The sequence below is a fragment of the Burkholderia sp. AcTa6-5 genome (assembly GCF_017815075.1).
In the GTDB taxonomy this organism is placed as follows: domain Bacteria; phylum Pseudomonadota; class Gammaproteobacteria; order Burkholderiales; family Burkholderiaceae; genus Burkholderia; species Burkholderia sola.
In genome coordinates this window covers 31,408-51,535 of the sequence record NZ_JAGIQE010000013.1, presented here as the reverse complement: position 1 = coordinate 51,535, position 20,128 = coordinate 31,408, and the positions used below count along the sequence as shown (strand labels likewise).

Sequence of the window (20,128 nt, the reverse complement as noted above, 5' to 3'; positions counted from 1 at the left end):
CGACGCCCCGTTACCGGCCGTGCGTCCCGCACCGCCCTGTCGTCACCCCACCGCCCGCACGTGATCGAGCAGCGCCTGCAACGGATGGCGCAGTTGCTTCGACGACAGGCGCTTCACCTGGCTGCGACACGAATACCCGGTCGCCAGCGCCTCGCCTTCCTGCTCCATCCCGTCGACGTGCGCGGCCCACGACTGCGCATAGATCGTCTTCGACGTCGCGAGATTGCGCGCCTCGTGTCCGTACGTGCCCGACATCCCGCAGCACCCGGCCGCCTGAACCTGCAAGCGCAGCCCGCGACGCGCGAACACCTGCGTCCATTGCTTGCCGCTGTCCGGCGCATTGGTTTTCTCGGTGCAGTGCGGCAGCAACCGATATGAAACCGTCGGCCCGCCCGCACCGGCTTCGGGCAGCACATCCAGCAGCCATTCCTGCGGCAGCGCGACCTTCGGTACGTCGGCGAGCCCCGTCACCTTCAGGTATTCCTGCCGATACGTGAGCGTCATTGCCGGATCGAGGCCGACCAGCGCGACACCCGAGCGCGCCAGCGCCGCAAGTTGCGTCGCGTTGCGGATCGCGGCCTGTTCGAATGCGCGAAGAAAGCCCTGCACGTGCAGCGCCTTGCCGTTCGGCCCGAGCGGCGCGAGCCACACCTGAAAGCCCAGGCGCGCCGCCAGCTCGATCAGCGTCGCCAGTTGCTCGGTATCGAAATAGCGCGTGAACGTGTCCTGCACGATGACGACGCTGCACACGCGCTGCGCATCGCTCAGCGCGGCCAGCGCGTGCGGATCGGCCGGCTTCACGTTCCATGAGCGGATCACGGCTGCGAGATCGAAGCGGCTCAGCAGCGGGCTGTCGACCATGCCGACGTGGCGCTCGAGCAGCGTCCGCACCCAGCCGGCGCCCATCAGCCCGTTGTACAGCATGGGCACGCGCGCCATCCACGGCATCGTGAATTCGAGCGAACCGATCAGGTAGTCGCGCAACGGCCGCAGATAACGCTGGTGATACAGCTCGAGAAAGCGCGAGCGGAACTCGGGCACGTTCACCTTGACCGGGCACTGCCCGGCGCACGACTTGCATGCGAGGCAGCCGGCCATCGCGTCGTACACCTCGTGCGAGAAATCGGCGTCGCCATGACGCGCGTGGCGGCTGTTGCGCCAGCGCTCGGCCAGCCCGCGCAGCCACGGCTGACGTTTGCGCCCCGCCGCGACGACGTCGACGCCGGCCTGTCCTTGCAGACGCAACCATTCGCGCATCAGCGACGCGCGCCCCTTCGGCGACTGCACGCGTTCGCGCGTCGCCTTCCACGACGGGCACATCGCGTCGTCCGGATCGAAGTTGTAGCACGCGCCGTTGCCGTTGCAATGCATCGCGGTGCCGTAGCTCTGCCACACGCGCTCGTCGATCTGCCGGTCGTGGTCGCCGCGCGTCGGCACCTCGTCGATCTTCAGCAGCCGCAGCGTCGAATCCGGCGGCGTCGCGATCTTGCCCGGGTTGAACTGGTTGTGCGGATCGAACGCGGCCTTCAGTTGCTGCAGCGACGGATACAGCTCGCCGAAAAACGCCGGCGCATATTCGGAACGCACGCCCTTGCCATGCTCGCCCCATAAAAGGCCACCATGGCGCTGCGTGAGTTCGGCCACCGCGTCCGACACCGGCCGCACCAGTGCCGCCTGCTTCGGGTCCTTCATGTCGAGCGCCGGACGCACGTGCAGCACGCCCGCGTCGACGTGGCCGAACATCCCGTACTGCAGCCCGTGGCCGTCGAGCAGCGCGCGGAATTCGCCGATGTACGCGGCGAGGTTCTCGGGCGGCACCGCGGTGTCCTCGACGAACGGCTGCGGACGCGCCTCGCCCTGCACGTTGCCGAGTAGCCCGACCGCACGCTTGCGCATCGCATACACGCGCTTGACCGCATCGTCGCCGGTCGCGAGCGTATGGCCGAGACGCTCGACGCTCGTATCGGTGCGCAAATGCTCGACGAACGCGCGCACGCGTGCATCGACGTCGTGTTCGTCGTCGCCGCTGAATTCGATCAGGTTGATGCCGAGCGTCGGACGCGCGTCGTCCTGCGGGAAATACTCGGCCACGCTGCTCCACACGAAGTCTTTCATCGCGAGCATCAGCACCTTCGAGTCGACCGTCTCGATCGACAGCGGCTTGAGTTCGAGCAGCGCGCGTGCGTCGCGCAGCGCGTCCATGAAGCCCGCGTAACGCACGTTGACCAGCACCGAAAACTTCGGGATCGGCAGCACGTTGAGCTTCGCCTCGACGACGAAGCCGAGCGAGCCTTCCGCGCCGCACAGCACGCTGTTCAGGTTGAAGCGGCCGTCCGCTTCGCGCAGGTGCGCGAGGTCATAGCCGGTCAGGCAGCGGTTGAGCTTCGGAAATTTCGCGTCGATCAGCGCGGCCTTGTCGTCGCTGATGCGCCGCGCGGTGCGATACACCTTGCCGACGCGGTCCTGCCGCGCGCAGCGGCGTTCCAGTTCCTCATCGTCGAGCGCGTCGCTGTGCAGCCGCTCGCCGCCCATCAGCACGACATCGAGTTCGAGCACGTGGTCGCGCGTCTTGCCGTACGTGCAGCTGCCCTGTCCGCTCGCGTCGGTGTTGATCATCCCGCCGACGGTCGCGCGGTTCGACGTCGACAGCTCCGGCGCGAAGAAGAGCCCGTACGGCTTCAGCGCGGCATTCAGCTGATCCTTGACGACACCGGCCTGCACGCGCGCCCACCGCTCTTCGGCGCTGATTTCGAGGATCCGGTTCATGTTGCGCGACAGATCGACGACGATGCCGTCGGTCAGCGACTGCCCGTTGGTGCCGGTGCCGCCGCCGCGCGCGGCCACCGCGACGTCACGATGCGCGGGCTCGGCCAGCAGCCGGGCCAGCAGTTGGACATCTTCCGCATGCGCGGGGCAGACCACTGCCTGCGGCAGGCGCTGGTAGATCGAGTTGTCGGTGGCCTGCACGGTCCGGTTCGCGTGGTCCGCATGGATTTCGCCGGCGAAGCCGGCCGCCTGCAGCGCGGCGAGAAAATCGCGGTAAACGTTCGCGGACGGGCTGACGGGACGGGGCAACGGGGCGATCGACATGGGGCAAAAGCGCAATGTAGGTGGAGCCAGCCGGTTCGCGCACGCCAAAACATGATTTTTTGGCAAGTTTCCGCACAACCGGGAATTCCAGTATCTTTGGATATTCCACCAGAAACAAACGAATTCTCGCCCCGCGAAACTTGCATAAAACTCATGAATTACCGTCGCCTCACCCCGTCGATGTCGCTGCTGCTCGTATTCGAGGCCGCCGCGCGGCATGAAAGCTACACGCGCGCGGCCGACGAGCTGTCGCTGAGCCAGAGCGCGATCAGCCGGCAAGTGCAGACGCTCGAGGATCAACTCGGCGTGCCGCTGTTCCGGCGCGAGGGCCGCTCGGTCAAGCTGACCGAAGTCGGCCGCCGCTACTTCGCCGAGCTGAGCGGCGCGCTCGGGCGCATTCGCGGCGCGACGCTGCAGGCGATGTCGCATCAGGCGGGCGCCGGCTCGCTGCGGCTGGCCACGCTGCCGACCTTCGGCTCGAAATGGCTGCTGCCGCACCTGCACGGCTTCTACGCCGCGCATCCGGGCGTGACCGTGCACCTGCATTCACGGATCGGCGCGATCGATTTCCTCAACGACGATCTCGATGCGGCGATCACCGTCGGCGCGGGCGACTGGCCGGGCCTGCACGCGCACCGGCTGTACAACGAGTTCCTGGTCGCGATCGCGCCGCCCGACACGGGCCGCGGCCGCAAGGCCGACGCGCGCACGCCGGCCTGGGCCGCGAAGCAGACGCTGCTGGGCGTGACGAGCAATCAGCAGGCCTGGGCCGAGTGGTTCTCGCACTATCGGCTCGATCATCGCCAGATGCGCGTCGGCCCGAGCTTCGAGCTGACGTCGCACCTGATCCAGGCCGTGCGCGCGGGAATGGGGATCGGGCTGGTGCCGAAGGTGCTCGTGGAGGACGAATTGAGCCGCGGCGAGCTCGTGTCGATCGGCGACGCGATTACCAGCCAGCGCAGCTATTACCTCGTCTACCCGCCGGGCAACGACACGCTGCCGTCGCTGGTCGCCTTCCGGGAATGGCTGCTGGCGTCGTGCTGACGCGCTGCCAGTAGGCGGACCTCAGGCGCGCCATTCACCGAGAATCTGCTCGGCGAGGTAGTCGCACGGCGGCCGCGCGGACTGCGCGCTGCGTGCAAGCACGACCTCGAGTTCGCCGAGCGACGGCAGCCCGTGGCTCTCCGACAGCTGCAACAGGTGATCGGGCACGCAGCAGCGCGCGAGCGGCGCGATCGCGAGGCCGGCCTCGACCATGCTGAGCAGCCCGAGAAAGCTCGGGCTTTCATACGACATCCGGAACGGAATCTTCCGCCGGTTCAGCGCCTTGATCGCATGATCGCGCGCCATGCTGCCGTGCGAGAACAGCGCGACCGGCAGCGGCCGCTCTTCCCATACGTTCCGTTTCGCCGATCCCGTCCAGACGATCGGCTCGAGCCGGATCAGCTCGCCGGACACGCCCTTGACGCGGGTCAGGCATGCGAGATCGACCGTGTTGTCCTTCAGCATCGGCACGAGCGCGCTGCTCGGCTGGCCGATCACGCGCACCTCCACGCGCGGATGCATCGCGGCGAACTTGCCGAGCACCTGCGGCAGCAGCGACGAGATGTAATCGTCGGGCACGCCGATCGTCACGCGGCCGCGGATCTCCGGACGCACGACCGACGCCCATGCCTCGTCGCGCATCGCGAGCATCCGGCGGCCGTAGTCGGCCAGCATCCTGCCGTCGTCGGTCGCCGTCACGTTGCGCGTGTCGCGAATGAACAGCGGCTTGCCGAGCGCGTCCTCCAGCGTCTTGATCTGCATGCTCACCGCCGACGGCGACCGGTGCACGACTTGCGCGCCCTGCGCGAACGATCCGGATTCCGCAACGGCCACCACCATCGCGAGCACATCGAGGTCGAGCTTCTTCATGTCGATTCAGAAAAACTGATCAATCGATTCAGTTTATCCCGTTTTACTGTTCGCTTCCAGCGCCGGACAATGAACTCCGTCAGCACTCATTCGATGCAGGAAGCGGAAAACATGCACACGTCCGGATCGCTCTACGGGTTTCTCGTCATCGGCGGCATGCTCGCGGTCACGCCGGGGCCGAACATGGTCTACGTGATGTCGCGCTCGATCGCGCAAGGGCGGGCGGCCGGGCTGGTGTCGCTCGCCGGCGTGATGCTCGGTTACCTGTTCTACATGTTCGCCGCGGCGTTCGGCATCACGACGCTGTTCATGAGCGTGCCCTACGCGGGCAGCGTGCTGGGCGCGGTCGGCGCGACCTATCTGCTGTACCTTGCGTGGCAGGCGGTGCGGCCGGGCGGCCGCTCGCCGTTCGAAGTGAAGACGCTGCCGAACGAGCAGCCGCTGCGGCTGCTCGCGATGGGCGCGACGACCAGCGTGCTGAACCCGAAGCTCGCGATGCTGTTCGTGTCGCTGCTGCCGCAGTTCATCGACTACGGGCAAGGCAGCGTGTTCGGCCAGTCGCTGTTTCTCGGCTCGCTGCTGATCGCCGCGTTCGCGTCGGCCAACGGGATGGTCGCGATCTGCTCGGGCAGCCTCGCGAAGTTCCTGCATGGCCGCCCGACGCTGCTGCTCGCGCAGCGCTGGGCGATGGGCGCGGTGCTCGGCGGCCTCGGCGTGGAGATGATGATCGACGCGTCGAAGTTGGCGGGAATCGCGTAAGCGTCGTGCCGCCGCGCGCGCCCGCACGATCGCGGGCCACGCGCCGGCGGCAGGCGGCGTCACGCAGCGATCGCCTGCCGCTGTGCCTCGAGTTCGCGCACGAGCGGCAACACGCGCTTGCCGAAGTACTCGACTTCCTCGATGAAATGCAGGAACCCGGCGAGCACGAGATCGACGCCGATCGCCTTCAGCGCGACGATCCGCTCGGCGATCTGCTGCGGCGTGCCGATCAGGTTCGTGCGGAAGCCGTCGTTGTACTGCACGAGATCCTCGAACGTCGATTTCGCCCAGTTGCCCTCGCCTTCGGGCGACGCCTTGCCGGCCTGCTTCACCGCATCGCCGAACGCGTGCACGGCCTCGACGTGCGCGTGCCGGATGATGTCGTCGAGCACGGCCTTCGCCTCTTCCTCGGTGTCGCGCGCGATCACGAAGGCATTGACGCCGATCCGCACGCGATGGTCGTTCGCGGCCGCCTTCGCGCGAATGTCGTCGATCTGCGCCTTCAGGTTCTCCGGCGTATTGCCGTTCGTGAAATACCAGTCCGACACGCTCGCCGCGTTGTCGCGCGCCGCGCGCGAGCTGCCACCCTGGAAGATTTCCGGATGCGGCTTCTGCACCGGCTTCGGGCTCAGCGTGTAATCGTTGAAGCGGTAGAAGTCGCCCTTGAACGTGAAATTGTCCTGCGTCCAGATGCCCCTCAGCGCCTGGATGAATTCCTTCGAACGTCGATAGCGTTCGTCGTGCTCGAGCCACGGCTCGCCGATCGCGGTGAATTCGCCCTTGAACCAGCCGCTCACGACGTTGATCGCGATGCGCCCGTTCGAGATGTGGTCGATCGTCGCGAGCTGCTTCGCGACCACGGCCGGATGCCACGGCCCCGGCAGGATCGCGGCGAGCACCTTGAGCTTCGTCGTCGCATGCAGCAGCGCCTGGCTGAACGACACCGACTCGTGCTGGTATTCGGCGCCGTAGCCGGCCGTGAAGCGGATCTGGCTCAGCGCGTAGTCGAAGCCGGCCGCCTCGGCCGTGCGTGCAAGCTTCTGGTTGTATTCGAGGCTCCAGTCGGTGCGCTGCTCGATCGTGCTGACGACGAGGCCGCCGCTGACGTTCGGCACCCAGTATGCGAATTTGACGCCGTCGGCGGAAGGGTCGGGAAGGCTCATGAAGGTGTCCTGGTCGAAGGGGGAACGAAAAAGCGGCTTACGCGGCCGCGGCGGAAAGCGCGTGCGGGCGCAGTTGCGGCGCCGCGCGCGCCACGGCGAGCGCGATGCGCTCGCGCAACGCCGGGTTCGCGATCTGGTACCGATCGAAATCGCTTTCGGACGCGTACACGCCGATCGGCAGCGTGCGCGCCTGGAAGAAGCTGAACAGCGGGCGCAGCTGATGGTCGATCACGAGCGCATGACGCTCGCTGCCGCCGGTGGCCGCGAGCAGCACGGGCACGTCGATGAGCGCGTCGTGGCGCACGAGGTCGAACAGGTGCTTGAAGAGGCCCGTGTACGACGCGCGATACACCGGGCTCGCGACGACGAGCGCGTCCGCCGTCTCGATCGCGCGGATCAGCGCATCGAGATCGGCCGGCACCTGCGCGCGCGTGAGCGCGCCGGCCAGCCGGCTGCCGATCTCGCCGAGTTCGATCAGCCGCGTCTCGATCGGCAGCGCGGCGCCGAGCGCCGCGACGATCGCGTCGGTCAGCGCCAAGGTGCGCGACGGCCGCTGCAGGCTGCCCGATATCGCGACGACGTTCAGGGTGTGGCTCATGCAATGCGTTCCCGTGGTGAAGCCGCGTGCCGTGCGGCGATACCGGTTCGGGTCAGCAAGGAGCGTGCCATCGGTTCGGGTGCGTGACGGAAAGGTCATCTGGATCCCGAAATTTTTCGCCATCGCCCAGCAGAAATGGCGCTCGGCCTCATGCGCGACAGTGACAAGCGTTCCCGTTCGTGCGTCACATCGATATTCCGTCACGCGATGAACACCATGCAGCGGGCCTGCTGATGCGCTGCTGATCAGGCAGCAGCGCATCGCACGCGATAGCACCGAATTCGACGACAAGGCGTCACGACACCGCCGCTCGTCCGCGCCATTGCGGGTTCCGCAGCAATCGCGCTTTGGTTATCAGAAATCGATGCTTTTCGCGCGCGGAGAAACGTTCAACACTCTGCTGACCACGCAGCAGCCGGCCCGCATTGCCCGGCCATCCAACGGTTCATCGCCATGACTTCCATTTCCGCATCGCCGCGCCCGCTCAATCTTCGTGTCGTCAACGCTTCCCGCGACCCGGCCGCGCTTCAGGCCGCGGCGCCCGTGCTCACGCAGCCCGAACGTTACGCGCCGTCACGCGCGCACGCGCAGGTGTTCGCCGATCCGCGCTCGCTCGCGCTGCTCGAACAGGTTCGCCGCGTCGCGCCGAGCGACGCGAACGTGCTGATCGTCGGCGAGACCGGCACCGGCAAGGAATTGATCGCACGCCGCGTGCACGATCTCGGCGCCCGGCGCGAGGGGCCGTTCGTCGCGGTGAACTGCGGCGCCTTCTCCGAAACGCTCGTCGACAGCGAGCTGTTCGGTCACGAGAAAGGCGCGTTTACCGGCGCATTCAGCGCGAAGCCCGGCTGGTTCGAAGCCGCGCACGGCGGCACGCTGTTCCTCGACGAAATCGGCGACCTGCCGCTCGCGATGCAGGTCAAGCTGCTGCGCGTGCTGCAGGAACGCGAGGTCGTGCGGCTCGGGTCACGCACGGGCATTCCGGTCGACGTGCGCGTGGTCGCGGCGACCAACGTCGACTTGCAGCAAGCGGTCGCGGCCGGGCAATTTCGTGGCGACCTGTTCTACCGGCTCAACGTCGTGCAGCTCGCGGTGCCGCCGCTGCGAGACCGGCCGGGCGACATCCTGCCGCTCGCGCGCCACTTCTTCGACCTTTACCGCGACCGGCTCGGCGGCGGGCCGCGCCGCATCGATCCGCGTGCCGAGCGCCGGCTCGAGGCCCACGGCTGGCCCGGCAATATCCGCGAACTGGAAAACGTGATCCATCACGCGCTGCTCGTAAGCCGTCACGATGCGCTGCAGGACACCGACCTGCAGATCGCGACGCCGTGCCTGCCGGCCGTTGCCGCGCCTGTGGCCGAGTCGTCCGCCGATGCACAGGCGGCGCTCGAACACGCGCTGCGCGACCTGTTCGACGACGGGCACGGCAATCTCTTCGAACGCATCGAGGACACCGTGATGCGCGTCGCGTTCGAATTCAGCCATCGCAACCAGATCCGCGCCGCGCAGTTGCTCGGCATCAGTCGTAACGTGCTGCGTGCGCGGCTGATTCGCGCGAAGGCGATCGCCGCGCTGAAATAGCGGCATCCGGCGCGCGCCCCGACGCCATGGCGCCATGACGCCATCGCGCCGCGATCCGTGTCGCAACATCCGAACCTGATGTATCGTGGCGCGAAGCGTACGCTTCGTTGCCCGCGCCGCACCAGGTCGCCGTATACGACCGCCCGTGACCGGCAACAGCACACGCACGATCCTCCGCAACACGAAAGCCGTCCGGCGCCCGTGCGCGTCCGGCCGAGCCCCGTTCACCCGTCCGGAACCGTCGCCATGAAAAAGCTTGTGAACCGCCCGTCCGACGTCGTGCGAGAAATGCTGGAAGGCATCGCGCGGCAATCGCCGCATCTCGCGATCCTCGGCGACGAGCACGTGCTCGTGCGCCAGCCGCTGCCCGAGCCGTCGCAGCGGCCGGTCGCGATCCTGTCAGGCGGCGGCAGCGGCCACGAGCCCGCGCACGGCGGTTATGTCGGCGAAGGGATGCTGAGCGCGGCCGTGTGCGGCGAAGTGTTCACGTCGCCGTCGACCGACGCCGTGCTCGCCGCGATCCGCGCGAGCGCCGGCCCGAACGGCGCGCTGCTGATCGTGAAGAACTACACCGGCGACCGGCTCAATTTCGGGCTCGCCGCCGAGCTCGCGCGTGCGGAAGGCATTCCGGTCGAAACCGTCATCGTCGCCGACGACGTATCGCTGCGCGGCCGCGTCGAACGCGGCCAGCGACGCGGGATCGCGGGCACCGTGCTGATCCACAAGCTAGCGGGCGCCGCCGCCGCGCGCGGACTGCCGCTTGCCCGCGTCGCGAGCATCGCGCGCGACGCGGCGGCCGAACTCGGCACGATGGGCGTCGCGCTCGACGGCTGCACGATCCCGGGCGCCGACAAGTCGGGCTTCAGCCTCGCCGATCACGAAATCGAGCTGGGCCTCGGCATCCATGGCGAGAAAGGCGTCGAGCGTCGCGCGCCGTTACCGGCCGACGCGCTGGCCGACACGCTGCTGTCGAGCATCGTCGCCGATCTCGTGCTCGAGCGCGACGAGCGCGTCGCGCTGTTCGTCAACGGCCTCGGCGCGACGCCGGACATGGAACTCGCGATCGTGCTGCGCGCCGCATTCGACAACCTGACCCGGCGCGGCATCGTCGTCGCGCGCGCGTGGGCCGGCACGTTCCTGTCCGCGCTGAACATGCCGGGCTGCTCGATCTCGGTGCTGCGACTGAACGACGAGCGCGCGGCGCTGCTCGACGCGCCGACGCAGGCGCGCGCATGGCCGGGCGGCGGCCTCGTGAACACGCAGATTCGCGTGGCCGCGGCCGCGTCGCAGGACGCGCCGCCGCCGCCGCTCGACGCGGCCGGCCGCGCATGGGCCGCGCGCCTGCAACCGGCGCTGCACGCGGTCGCGCAAACGCTGATCGATCACGAGCAGACGTTGACGGATCTCGATGCGGCAGCGGGCGACGGCGATCTCGGCGCGAGCATGCGCCGCGCCGCGCAGGCGATCCTCGAACTGCCCGACACCGCGTACGGTACGCCGTCGGGTGCATTGGCAGCGCTCGGCGCCGCGTTGCGCCGCGCGATCGCCGGCAGCTCCGGGCCGTTCTATGCGACCGCGCTGCTGCGCGCGTCGCGCCGGCTGGCCGATATCGCCGAGCCGTCGCCGCGCGACTGGGCTGCGGCGTTCCGCGCGGCGGTGGATTCGATCGGCGAACTCGGCGGCGCGCAGGCCGGCGACCGGACGATGCTCGATGCGCTGGCGCCGGCCGTCGACGCATTCGGCCGCGCGCTCGACAGCGATCGCGATCCCGCGAGCGCATGGACGGCGGCCGTCGACGCGGCCGAGCGAGGCGCGGAGAAAACGACGCGCATGACGCCGCGCGCGGGACGGGCCAGCTATCTCGGCGAGCGTGCGATCGGCACGCCGGATGGCGGTGCGGTGGCCGTCGCGTACTGGCTGCGCGCGCTGCTGCCGCACGTGCGGTAACGGGCGCGCGCGGCCGCGTTCAGACGCCTTCGACCAGCACCGCGCGATAGCGCGCGCCGTTGAAGCGGTGCCGGACGACCGCCTGGTATTCGGGGCCGTGATACCACGCGTGCGCGGCCTCCTTCGACGGGAACTCGACGATCACGACGCCTTCCGGGCCTTCACCCTCGAGGATTTCCTGCGGCCCATAGGCGGCGAGCACCTTCACCGGATGGCCGGCAAGGGTCGCGCCGACCTGGCTCGAGTAGAGGTCGAGCTCCTGCTGGTTCTGCGTGCTTTCCCGTGTAAAGACGATGTAGGTCGCCACGATATGCGCTCCTGATCAAGGGTGAAAAAAGGGACGCCACGCGCGGCACAGTCCGAGAAATCCCGCGTGGCAGCGCGCAGCTTACCGCCGTTCGCCGACCGGCGCTGCGCCGAGCCGGCCACGGCCTCCGCGGGCCGCCCGCCACGGCGCGGGAAAACCCCGATCTCCACATCGTCCTATGACATCGGGCAGCGCTAATTGGCGGGATTACTTTGATCCTCGTCGGCGCCCGCCCGGGCGCACGCTGATAGCGAGGACCCCTCATGCGATACGTGCCATCGTGGACTTCCGTTTCCGCCGCCGCGTCCGTTCCGGACGAGACGGCTTCCCGCGGCGACGAGCCGCATAGCCTGCCGCGGGTCGCGATCACGGCCGCCGCGCTCGGTAACGCGACCGAATGGTTCGATTACGGCATTTACGCGTACGGCCTCGCGTATATTTCCGCTGCGCTGTTTCCCGGCAACACGGCCAGCGCGACGCTGTTCGCGCTCGGCACGTTCGCGATCTCGTTCCTGATCCGCCCGCTCGGCGGCCTGTTCTGGGGCCCGCTCGGCGACCGGCTCGGCCGCAAGCGCGTGCTCGCGCTGACGGTGCTGACGATGTCGGGCGCCACCTTGCTCGTCGGCGTGCTGCCGAGCTATGCGACGGCCGGCTGGCTCGCGCCGGCCGCACTGATCGTGCTGCGCATGGTGCAGGGCTTCTCGACCGGCGGCGAATACGGCGGCGCAGCCACCTTCATCGCCGAATACGCGCCCGATTCGCGGCGCGGCCTGTGCGGCAGCTTCCTCGAATTCGCGACGCTCGCCGGCTTCTCGCTCGGCGCGTTCCTGATGCTCGGCTTCGCGCTGCTGCTCGGCGATTCGGCGATGCATGCGTGGGGCTGGCGCCTGCCGTTCCTGGTCGCCGCGCCGCTCGGCCTGATCGGCTTCTACCTGCGCTCGCGCCTCGAGGAAACGCCGGTGTTCCGCGAGCTCGAGGAACAGGCGCACCGCCGCGAGAAAAGCGTCGCCGCCGCGCTGCCGATCCGGCTGCTGCTGGTGCGCTATGCGAAGCCGCTGCTGCTGCTCGGCGGGCTCGTCGTCGCATTGAACGTCGTCAACTACGTGCTGCTCGCGTACATGCCGACTTACATGCACAAGGAACTCGGCGTCAGCGAGAACATGTCGCTGCTGATTCCGTTGATCGGCATGCTCGCGATGATGGTGCTGCTGCCGTTCGCCGGCTGGCTGTCGGATCGCGTCGGTCGCAAGACGATGTGGTGGTTCTCGCTGGTCGGGCTGTTCGTCGCGGCCGTGCCGATGTTCACGCTGATGACGCACGGTCCGCTCGGCGCCTTCATCGGCTTCGCGGTGCTCGGCGTGCTCTACGTGCCGCAGCTCGCCACCATTTCCGCGATGTTCCCGGCGATGTTCCCGACCCACGTCCGGTATGCGGGCATGGCGATCGCGTACAACGTGTCGACGTCGTTGTTCGGCGGCACCGCGCCGATCGTCAACGACTGGCTGATCGGCAAGACCGGCAACGCGCTGATTCCCGCGTACTACATGATGGCCGCCTGTGCGGTCGGGCTGATCGCGCTGCTGGCGGTGATCGAGACGCGCGGGTGTTCGCTGCGCGGCGACACCCTCCCCGGCCAGCCGGGCTGACCCGCGCCCCGGCGGCGCCCGGCTTCCCATAAACGGCATCCACCGCATCGCCCGCCGTCCGGCAACGGATGGCGGGCGATGTGCATTTCGGGCGGCTGAAGCCGCCGCCGGATTGTTGTCGTCCGGACAACACGATGTGCGCACCTACGGCGCTGTCGGCACGTATCGGCCGTCACTACAATCGCTCACACGCTCACCCTCAACCGGAATCCGGGCGAACCGAAGCGCGATCTTCACGATCGCGCTCGCGAACCGCGCTGCGCCGCGCAGGGCGGATTACCTCACTCGACGAACAGGATTACTGAACATGAACGCACCCATCCGCAACGTCCAGCCGGTCATCGAACCCCTGGGCAACGAAGCTTCGGGCGAACTCGTTCCGTCCCGCTACGCCGTACGCATCGGCGACGTCGATGTCGTGCTGATCAGCGACGGCGTGCTGCCGCTGCCGACTTCCACCATGTCCACCAATGTGAGCGAAGCGGATCGCAACGCATGGTTCGACGGCCGCTTCCTGCAACGCGACATGTTCGACTGGGCGCTCAACATCGCGCTCGTGCGCAGCGCCGACCGCCTGATCCTGATCGATTCGGGCGTGGGCGACGGCTTCGAATACTTCACGCGCGCCGGGCGCTCGGTGATGCGTCTGGAATCGGCCGGCATCGACCTGGCTGCGATCACCGATATCGTGATCACGCACATGCACATGGATCACGTCGGCGGGCTGAACGTCGACGGCGTCAAGGCGAAGCTGCGCCCCGACGTACGCATTCACGTATCGGCCGCGGAAGTGGCGTTCTGGAAAAATCCGGACTTCAGCAAGACGGTGATGCCGGAAACCGTTCCGCCCGCGCTGCGCAAGGCGGCCGCGACGTTCGTGGAACTCTATGGCGAAAACATCGTGCCGTTCGACCGGACCGTGGAAGTCGCGGCGGGCGTGTCGGCGCGGGTAACGGGCGGCCATACGCCGGGCCACTGCGTGGTCGACATCGCATCGAAAGGGGAGAAGCTGACGTTCGCGGGCGACGCGATTTTCGAAGTCAACTTCGACAATCCCGACTGGCAAAACGGCTTCGAACACGATCCGGACGCGGCGGTCGACGTGCGTCTCGCACTGTTCAACGAAGCCGCCGACACCGGCGCGCTGCTGGCCGCGGCCCATGTCGCGTTCCCGTCCATCGGGCACGTTGCGCGGCACGGCGACGGGTTCCGTTTCGTCCCGGTCGTGTGGGATTACTGAGTGACGGCCGGTAGCCGACGCGCGCCGCAGGCGATGCGCTGACGGTTTCCGCGAACCATACCGGCAAAAAAGACGCCGCCGCACTCGCATGCGGCGGCGTCACCTCACGCGCCGGAGCGCGCATCAGCACCGCTTGATAATCAAGCGACGGTCGAAAGATTCCGCTCCGCGACCTCATCCACCGCGTCCTTCACGATCGCGACGATCTCGTCGGCTTCAGCACGCGTCATCACGAGCGGCGGCGCAAACCCGAGAATGTCGCCATGCGGCATCGCCCGCGCGATCACGCCGCGCTGCAACGCGGCAGCCGACACCTGCGCACCGATCTTCAGCGCGGAATCGAACGGCGTGCGCGCGTCCTTGTCGGCCATGAACTCGAGCGCGGCCAGCATGCCGACGCTGCGCACCTCGCCGACGAGCGGATGCGCGCCGAATGCATCGCGCAGCTTCGCGCCGAAATACGCGCCCACTTCCGCAGCGTTGCCAACGAGGTTCTCGCGCTCCAGGATCGCAAGGTTCGCGAGCGCGGCGGCCGCGCACACCGGGTGCCCCGAATACGTCCAGCCATGCCCCATCGGCCCGTGTTCCTGCGAGCCGCGCGCGATCACGTCCCACACCCTCTCGCCGACGATCACGCCCGACAGCGGCGCATACGCGCTCGTCAGCCCCTTCGCGACCGTGATCAGGTCGGGCTCGATCCCGAAGTGCTGCGCGCCCATCTTCGAGCCGAGACGCCCGAACCCGCACACGACTTCGTCCGAGATCAGCAGGATGTCGTGCTTGCGCAGCACGGCCTGGATCGCGGGCCAGTAGCCGGCCGGCGGTTCGATGATGCCGCCCGTGCCCATCACCGGCTCCGCGATGAACGCGGCGACCGTGTCGGCGCCCTCGCGCGCGATCAGCTGCTCGAGTTCGTCGACGCAGTACGCGACGAACTGCGCTTCGTTCATGCCGGCCGGCGCCTTGCGATACCAGTGCGGACACACCGTATGCTTCACGCGGTCGATCGGCAGGTCGAAATGCTGATGGAAGCTCGGCAGGCCCGTGAGGCTGCCCGTCACGATGCCCGAGCCGTGATAGCCGCGCTCGCGCGAGATGATCTTCTTCTTGTTCGGGCGGCCGAGCACGTTGTTGTAGTACCAGACGATCTTGACCTGCGTTTCGTTCGCATCGGAACCCGACATCCCGTAATAGACCTTCTTCATCCCGGCCGGCGACCAGTCGATGATGCGCGACGACAGCTCGATGATCGCGTCCGACGCGTGGCCGACGTACGTGTGGTAGTACGCGAGCTGCTTCGCCTGCTCATGCATCGCGTCGGCCACTTCGGTGCGGCCGTAGCCGATGTTCACGCAGTAGAGGCCGGCGAACGCGTCGATATATTGCTTGCCCTGGTGATCCTCGATGCGGATGCCTTCGCCGCCGCGCACGATCTTGCCCGGCAGCGCGCCGGTCTCGTGGTCGTACGCGTGCGTCGACGGGTGCATGAAGTGGGCGCGGTCCTCGCGCAGCAGTGCGTCGATCGATTTTGTCATGATGTGCTCCTTTGAATGGGTCAGGCCGTCGCCGCGACAGGCAGGCCGAGATTGCCGAGGCAGAAGTACTTGGTTTCGGTGAACGGCTCGAAGCCTTCGGCGCCGCCTTCGCGCCCGAGTCCCGACGCCTTCATCCCGCCGAACGGGATCGGCGCGCCGGTGAATTTCACGCCGTTGACCGACACCATCGCGAAATCGAGCCGCCGCACGAGCTGGAAGATCGTGTCGATGCGCGTCGCGCATACGTACGCGGCGAGCCCGTACTCGGTGTCGTTGGCCGTTTCTACCGCTTCGTCGAGCGTGTCGAACGCGCAGACGGCCGAGATCGGCGCGAAGTTTTCCTCGTCGACCACGCGCATGCCCGGCGCGGCATCCGCGATCACGGTCGGCTCGTAGAACCAGCCGCCGAGCGCGTGCGGCCGGCCGCCCGCGACGATGCGCGCGCCGCGTGCCCGCGCATCGTCGACGCGTGCGACGGTCGCGTCGAACGCAGCCTGATGCACCAGCGGACCGACGTCGACGCCTTGCTCGAACGCAGGCCCCGTCTTCAGCACGCGCACCGCGTTCGCATACCGTTCGACGAACGCGTCGTACAGCGGTCGCGCGACGAGAATCCGGTTCGCCGCGCAGCAGTCCTGGCCGGACGTCTGGAACTTCGCGCCGACGGCAATCCGCACCGCCTGGTCGAGATCCGCATCCTCGGTCACGATGAACGGCGCGTTGCCGCCCAGTTCGAGCGCGATCTTGCGGATGCCGGCCTTCGCGGCGGTTTCGGTCACGAGCCGCCCGACCCGCGTCGAGCCGGTGAAGCTGACCGCACGCACACGCGTATCGCCGACCAGCGTTTCCATCGCCATCTGCGGCTCGCCGAGCACCACGTTGAACACGCCGGCCGGGAAGCCGGCCTCGTCGGCGAGCTGCGCGAGCGCGAGCGCCGAGAACGGCGTTTCGTGCGCGGGCTTCACGACCACGGTACAACCGACCGCGATCGCGGCCGCCGCCTTGCGCGTGATCATCGCGGCCGGGAAATTCCACGGCGTGATCAGCGCCGCGACGCCGACCGGTTCCATCACGGTGCCGAGATGCGCGCCGTCGATATGCGTCGGAATCGTGCGGCCCGCGACACGCTTCGCCTCGTTCGCGAACCATTCGACGAAGCTCGCCGCATAGCGGATCTCGCCGCGCGCTTCGGCCAGCGGCTTGCCCTGTTCCAGCGACAGCAGCGCGGCCAGATCGTCGACGTGACGCAGGATCAGCGCATGCCAGCGCAGCAATGCCGCGCTGCGTGCGGCCTGCGGCGTCCAGCGCCAGGTGTCGTACGCGCGCTGCGCGGCGTCGACGGCACCGACGATCTGCGCGCGTTCGAGCATCGGCACGTGGCCGATCACGGCCTGATCGGCGGGGTTCACGACGGCGACCGTCGCGGCACTGTCGCTGTGGATCCAGCGACCATCGACGTAGCAGGTCGACTTGAACAGAACGGGGTGTCCGGGCAGCATGCTGCGTCTCCTGGTTGGTGGGCACGAACTTCATTGTGTCGCGCCCGCGCATGCGGAAATTTCGGTTTGCACGGCGGGAAATGCCGGTTTTTTCCGTATTGCCGCGCGCCGGCGCGAACTTTTACAGCCAGTCCGGCGCGCCGCCGGAGCCGCACTTCACGACCTTCGTCACGATGTACGTGAAGTAGCGCTCGATGCCGAGGTCTTCCATCAGCAACGCATCGATGAAGCGCTGGTAATGGTCGATGTCGCGCGCGACCACGTGCAGCACGTAGTCGACGCCACCGCCCGTCGCATAGCACTGCGCGACTTCGGGCGCGGCGGCCACGCGATCCTCGAAGCGCCGCATGTCGGGCGCGGTGTGCCGCGACAGCGTCACTTCGACGACGATGCGGCTGCCGGAGAACGCGCCGATCCAGTCGACGTCCGCGCGATAGCCGCGGATCACGCCGCTTTCCTCGAGCTTGCGCACGCGCTCCCATGCGGGCGAAATCGACAGGTTCACGGCTTCCGCGAGCTTCGACTTCGTGATGCGCCCGTCGCGCTCGAGCAAGCGCAGGATCGCGAGGTCGTATCGGTCGAGCTTGATCACGTCGTGCGCGTCCTTATACGGCGACCGGGATGTTGCGCTCGACGATGTCGGCGACCACCGCGATCGTGTCGCCCGGTTGCACGATGCCCGGGAAGTGCCGGGCCGCGAGCAGCCCGCGCCGCCGTGCGACGTACTCGATGGGCGTGACGCCCGTGCGGTCGATGTCGTGCACGCGCGCGAGCACGTCGCCGGCCTTGACCTCGCTGCCGAGATCGCGGCACATCTCGAGCAGCCCGTGATGCTCGCTCGTCGTGTAGCAAGAGCCGTCCGGCATGTCGAGCAGCGTCGTCGTACGCGGCGCGTTGCCATCGATGACGTCCTTGGCGATCACGCCCGCATGCGCAAGCAATCCATACACGCCGCGCTCGGCGATCGCGACGCTCGCCGCCGTCGACGTGCCGCCGCCACCGAGCTCGGTCGACACGAACACCTTGCCGGCTTCCTCGGCCGCGCTGTCGTACAGGCCGACGCTGTCGAGTTCCAGCATGCGCATCGAATACGGCGCGCCGAACGCACGCATCGCGCGCTCGCAGCGCGCTTCCTGGTCGCGATCCTGCAGCACGTGAATCGCCGCGAACGGCACGAAGTCGAGCGTGCGCCCGCCCGCGTGAATGTCGAGCACGTGCGTCGCGAGCGGCAGCAGGTGGCGCTGGAAGTAGTCGGCGATCTTCTCGGTCACCGTGCCGTCCGGCCGGCCCGGGAAGCTGCGATTGAGGTTGCCCGCATCGATCGGCGACGTGCGGCAACCGGCGCGGAACGCCGGGTAGTTCATGAACGGCACGACGATCACGCGGCCGGTCACGTCGGCCGCCTTCAGCGAGCCGGCGAGCTTCGACAGCGCGACCGGCCCTTCGTATTCGTCGCCGTGATTGCCGCCGGTCAGCAACACCGTCGGCCCGTCGCCGCGCTTCACGACGGTCACCGGAATCATGATTGCGCCCCACGCGGAATCGTCGCGCGAGTATGGCAGCTTCAGGAAGCCGTGCTGTTCGCCGTCCGCGTCGAAATCGACGGTCGGCGTGATCGGGGAAGCACGCATCGCCCTACTCCTTTACGAACAGCTTGCGCGGTGCGTTGCAGAACGTCTCGACGCCGGTCTCGGTGATCAGGATGCTCTCCGTGATCTCCAGCCCCCAGTCGTCGAGCCACAGCCCGGGCATGAAATGGAACGTCATGCCGGGTTCCAGCACCGTCCGGTCGCCCGGGCGCAGGCTCATCGTGCGCTCGCCCCAGTCGGGCGGATAGCTCGCGCCGATCGGGTAGCCGCAGCGGCTGTCCTTGTCGATGCCCGCGCGGCGCAGCACCGCGAAGAACGCGTTCGCGATGTCCTCGCATACGTTGCCGGGCTTCGCGGCCGCGAGCCCGGCCTCGATCCCTTCGACCACCGCGCGCTCGCCTTCGATGAAGTGCGCGGGCGGCTTGCCGAGATAGACGGTGCGCGACAGCGGGCAGTGATAACGGCGGTAGCAACCGGCGATCTCGAAGAACGTGCCGGCGCCGCGCGCGAACGTCGAGTCGTCCCACGTCAGGTGCGGCGCGGCCGCGTCGGCGCCGGTCGGCAGCAGCGGGACGATCGCCGGGTAGTCGCCGCCGAAGCCGTCGGCGCCGCCGATGCCGGTCGCATAGATCTGCGCGACCAGGTCGCTTTTCTTCATGCCCGGCTCGATCGTCTCGACGATGTGCGCATGCATCCGCTCGACGATGCGCGCGGCCACGCGCATGTACTCGATCTCGCGCGGCGACTTCACCGCGCGCTGCCAGTTGACGAGCGCGGTCGCATCGACCCAGCGCGCGGCCGGCAGATGCTTCTGCAACGACGCGTATGCCGCTGCGCTGAAGTAGTAGTTGTCGAGTTCGACGCCGATGCGCAGCGCGCTCCAGCCGCGCGCCGCGATCACTTCCGTGGACAGGTAGTCCATCGGATGGCGGGCCGTCGACTGCACGTAATGGTCTGGATACCCGACGATGTTCTCGTGCGCCATGAACGCGGTGCGCTTCGCGCCGTTCGCGTCCTGGCCGCGGCCGAACCACACGGGTTCGCCGTCCAGCGCGAGCAGTACGCACTGGTGCACGTAGAACGACCAGCCGTCATAGCCGGTGAGCCAGCCCATGTTGGTCGGGTCGGTGACGATCAGCAGGTCGATGCCGGCCCGCTCCATCGCCGCGCGTGTCTTCGCGATGCGCGCGGCATATTCGCTGCGCGCGAACGCGAGCCGCGGCGCGGCTGTCTGGGTTTCGATGACTGCGGACATCTGTC

General features: G+C 68.0%; 16 protein-coding genes. 6 read left to right on the top strand and 10 right to left on the bottom strand.

What is annotated here, in order from left to right:
• Nucleotides 1-42: 42 nt before the first annotated feature.
• Nucleotides 43-3,090, bottom strand: coding sequence for an FAD-binding and (Fe-S)-binding domain-containing protein (locus J8I33_RS18555; protein ID WP_209938539.1), 3,048 nt, complete (start codon nucleotides 3,088-3,090; stop codon nucleotides 43-45).
• 153 nt (nucleotides 3,091-3,243) lie between these two features.
• Here J8I33_RS18555 and J8I33_RS18550 point away from each other — a divergent pair, with 153 nt between their 5' ends.
• The gene (locus tag J8I33_RS18550; RefSeq protein WP_124679234.1) at nucleotides 3,244-4,134 is read left to right on the top strand and encodes a LysR substrate-binding domain-containing protein; all 891 of its coding nucleotides are present in this window, start codon (nucleotides 3,244-3,246) and stop codon (nucleotides 4,132-4,134) included.
• A 21-nt stretch (nucleotides 4,135-4,155) separates the two neighbouring features.
• On the opposite strand, the gene J8I33_RS18545 is transcribed toward J8I33_RS18550, so the two are convergent.
• The gene (locus tag J8I33_RS18545; RefSeq protein ID WP_050015640.1) at nucleotides 4,156-5,004 is read right to left on the bottom strand and encodes a LysR substrate-binding domain-containing protein; all 849 of its coding nucleotides are present in this window, start codon (nucleotides 5,002-5,004) and stop codon (nucleotides 4,156-4,158) included.
• Nucleotides 5,005-5,115: 111 nt separating this feature from the next.
• On the opposite strand from J8I33_RS18545, the gene J8I33_RS18540 reads away from it, so the two are divergent.
• Nucleotides 5,116-5,763: a LysE family translocator gene (locus J8I33_RS18540; protein WP_050015704.1), complete on the top strand. Its 648-nt coding sequence runs from the start codon at nucleotides 5,116-5,118 to the stop codon at nucleotides 5,761-5,763.
• Between the two features lie 59 nt (nucleotides 5,764-5,822).
• Here J8I33_RS18540 and sfnG read toward each other — a convergent pair whose 3' ends face one another.
• Both sfnG and msuE read right to left on the bottom strand, forming a co-directional pair.
• Nucleotides 5,823-6,926 (bottom strand): dimethylsulfone monooxygenase SfnG, encoded by a 1,104-nt coding sequence (sfnG, locus tag J8I33_RS18535; protein WP_209938538.1) that lies wholly within the window; start codon nucleotides 6,924-6,926, stop codon nucleotides 5,823-5,825.
• Between the two features lie 37 nt (nucleotides 6,927-6,963).
• Entirely contained in the window at nucleotides 6,964-7,524 is a 561-nt protein-coding gene (gene msuE, locus J8I33_RS18530; protein ID WP_089490148.1) for an FMN reductase, read from the bottom strand.
• Nucleotides 7,525-7,977: 453 nt separating this feature from the next.
• Here msuE and J8I33_RS18525 point away from each other — a divergent pair, with 453 nt between their 5' ends.
• A complete protein-coding gene (locus tag J8I33_RS18525) occupies nucleotides 7,978-9,105 on the top strand; it encodes a sigma 54-interacting transcriptional regulator (protein WP_209938535.1) in 1,128 nt (375 codons plus the stop codon).
• Between the two features lie 246 nt (nucleotides 9,106-9,351).
• Nucleotides 9,352-11,052, top strand: coding sequence for a dihydroxyacetone kinase subunit DhaL (gene dhaL / locus J8I33_RS18520; RefSeq protein ID WP_124555170.1), 1,701 nt, complete (start codon nucleotides 9,352-9,354; stop codon nucleotides 11,050-11,052).
• 19 nt (nucleotides 11,053-11,071) lie between these two features.
• On the opposite strand, the gene J8I33_RS18515 is transcribed toward dhaL, so the two are convergent.
• A complete protein-coding gene (locus tag J8I33_RS18515; protein ID WP_209924171.1) occupies nucleotides 11,072-11,359 on the bottom strand; it encodes a DUF1330 domain-containing protein in 288 nt (95 codons plus the stop codon).
• 263 nt (nucleotides 11,360-11,622) lie between these two features.
• Here J8I33_RS18515 and J8I33_RS18510 point away from each other — a divergent pair, with 263 nt between their 5' ends.
• Nucleotides 11,623-13,005 (top strand): MFS transporter, encoded by a 1,383-nt coding sequence (locus J8I33_RS18510; protein ID WP_124592552.1) that lies wholly within the window; start codon nucleotides 11,623-11,625, stop codon nucleotides 13,003-13,005.
• A 307-nt stretch (nucleotides 13,006-13,312) separates the two neighbouring features.
• Entirely contained in the window at nucleotides 13,313-14,245 is a 933-nt protein-coding gene (locus tag J8I33_RS18505; RefSeq protein ID WP_209924169.1) for an MBL fold metallo-hydrolase, read from the top strand.
• Nucleotides 14,246-14,385: 140 nt separating this feature from the next.
• On the opposite strand, the gene J8I33_RS18500 is transcribed toward J8I33_RS18505, so the two are convergent.
• From J8I33_RS18500 to doeA, 5 genes are all read right to left on the bottom strand, one after another.
• A complete protein-coding gene (locus tag J8I33_RS18500; protein ID WP_209938534.1) occupies nucleotides 14,386-15,780 on the bottom strand; it encodes an aspartate aminotransferase family protein in 1,395 nt (464 codons plus the stop codon).
• 20 nt (nucleotides 15,781-15,800) lie between these two features.
• Nucleotides 15,801-17,279 carry an NAD-dependent succinate-semialdehyde dehydrogenase gene (locus J8I33_RS18495; protein WP_209924168.1) on the bottom strand — a complete coding sequence of 493 codons (1,479 nt, stop codon included), beginning with the start codon at nucleotides 17,277-17,279 and terminating at the stop codon, nucleotides 15,801-15,803.
• Nucleotides 17,280-17,400: 121 nt separating this feature from the next.
• Entirely contained in the window at nucleotides 17,401-17,871 is a 471-nt protein-coding gene (locus J8I33_RS18490) for an Lrp/AsnC family transcriptional regulator (RefSeq protein WP_034208857.1), read from the bottom strand.
• 13 nt (nucleotides 17,872-17,884) lie between these two features.
• Nucleotides 17,885-18,910 (bottom strand): N(2)-acetyl-L-2,4-diaminobutanoate deacetylase DoeB, encoded by a 1,026-nt coding sequence (gene doeB, locus J8I33_RS18485; RefSeq protein WP_124651813.1) that lies wholly within the window; start codon nucleotides 18,908-18,910, stop codon nucleotides 17,885-17,887.
• A 4-nt stretch (nucleotides 18,911-18,914) separates the two neighbouring features.
• Nucleotides 18,915-20,123 (bottom strand): ectoine hydrolase DoeA, encoded by a 1,209-nt coding sequence (doeA, locus tag J8I33_RS18480; protein WP_124679240.1) that lies wholly within the window; start codon nucleotides 20,121-20,123, stop codon nucleotides 18,915-18,917.
• Nucleotides 20,124-20,128: the final 5 nt, after the last annotated feature.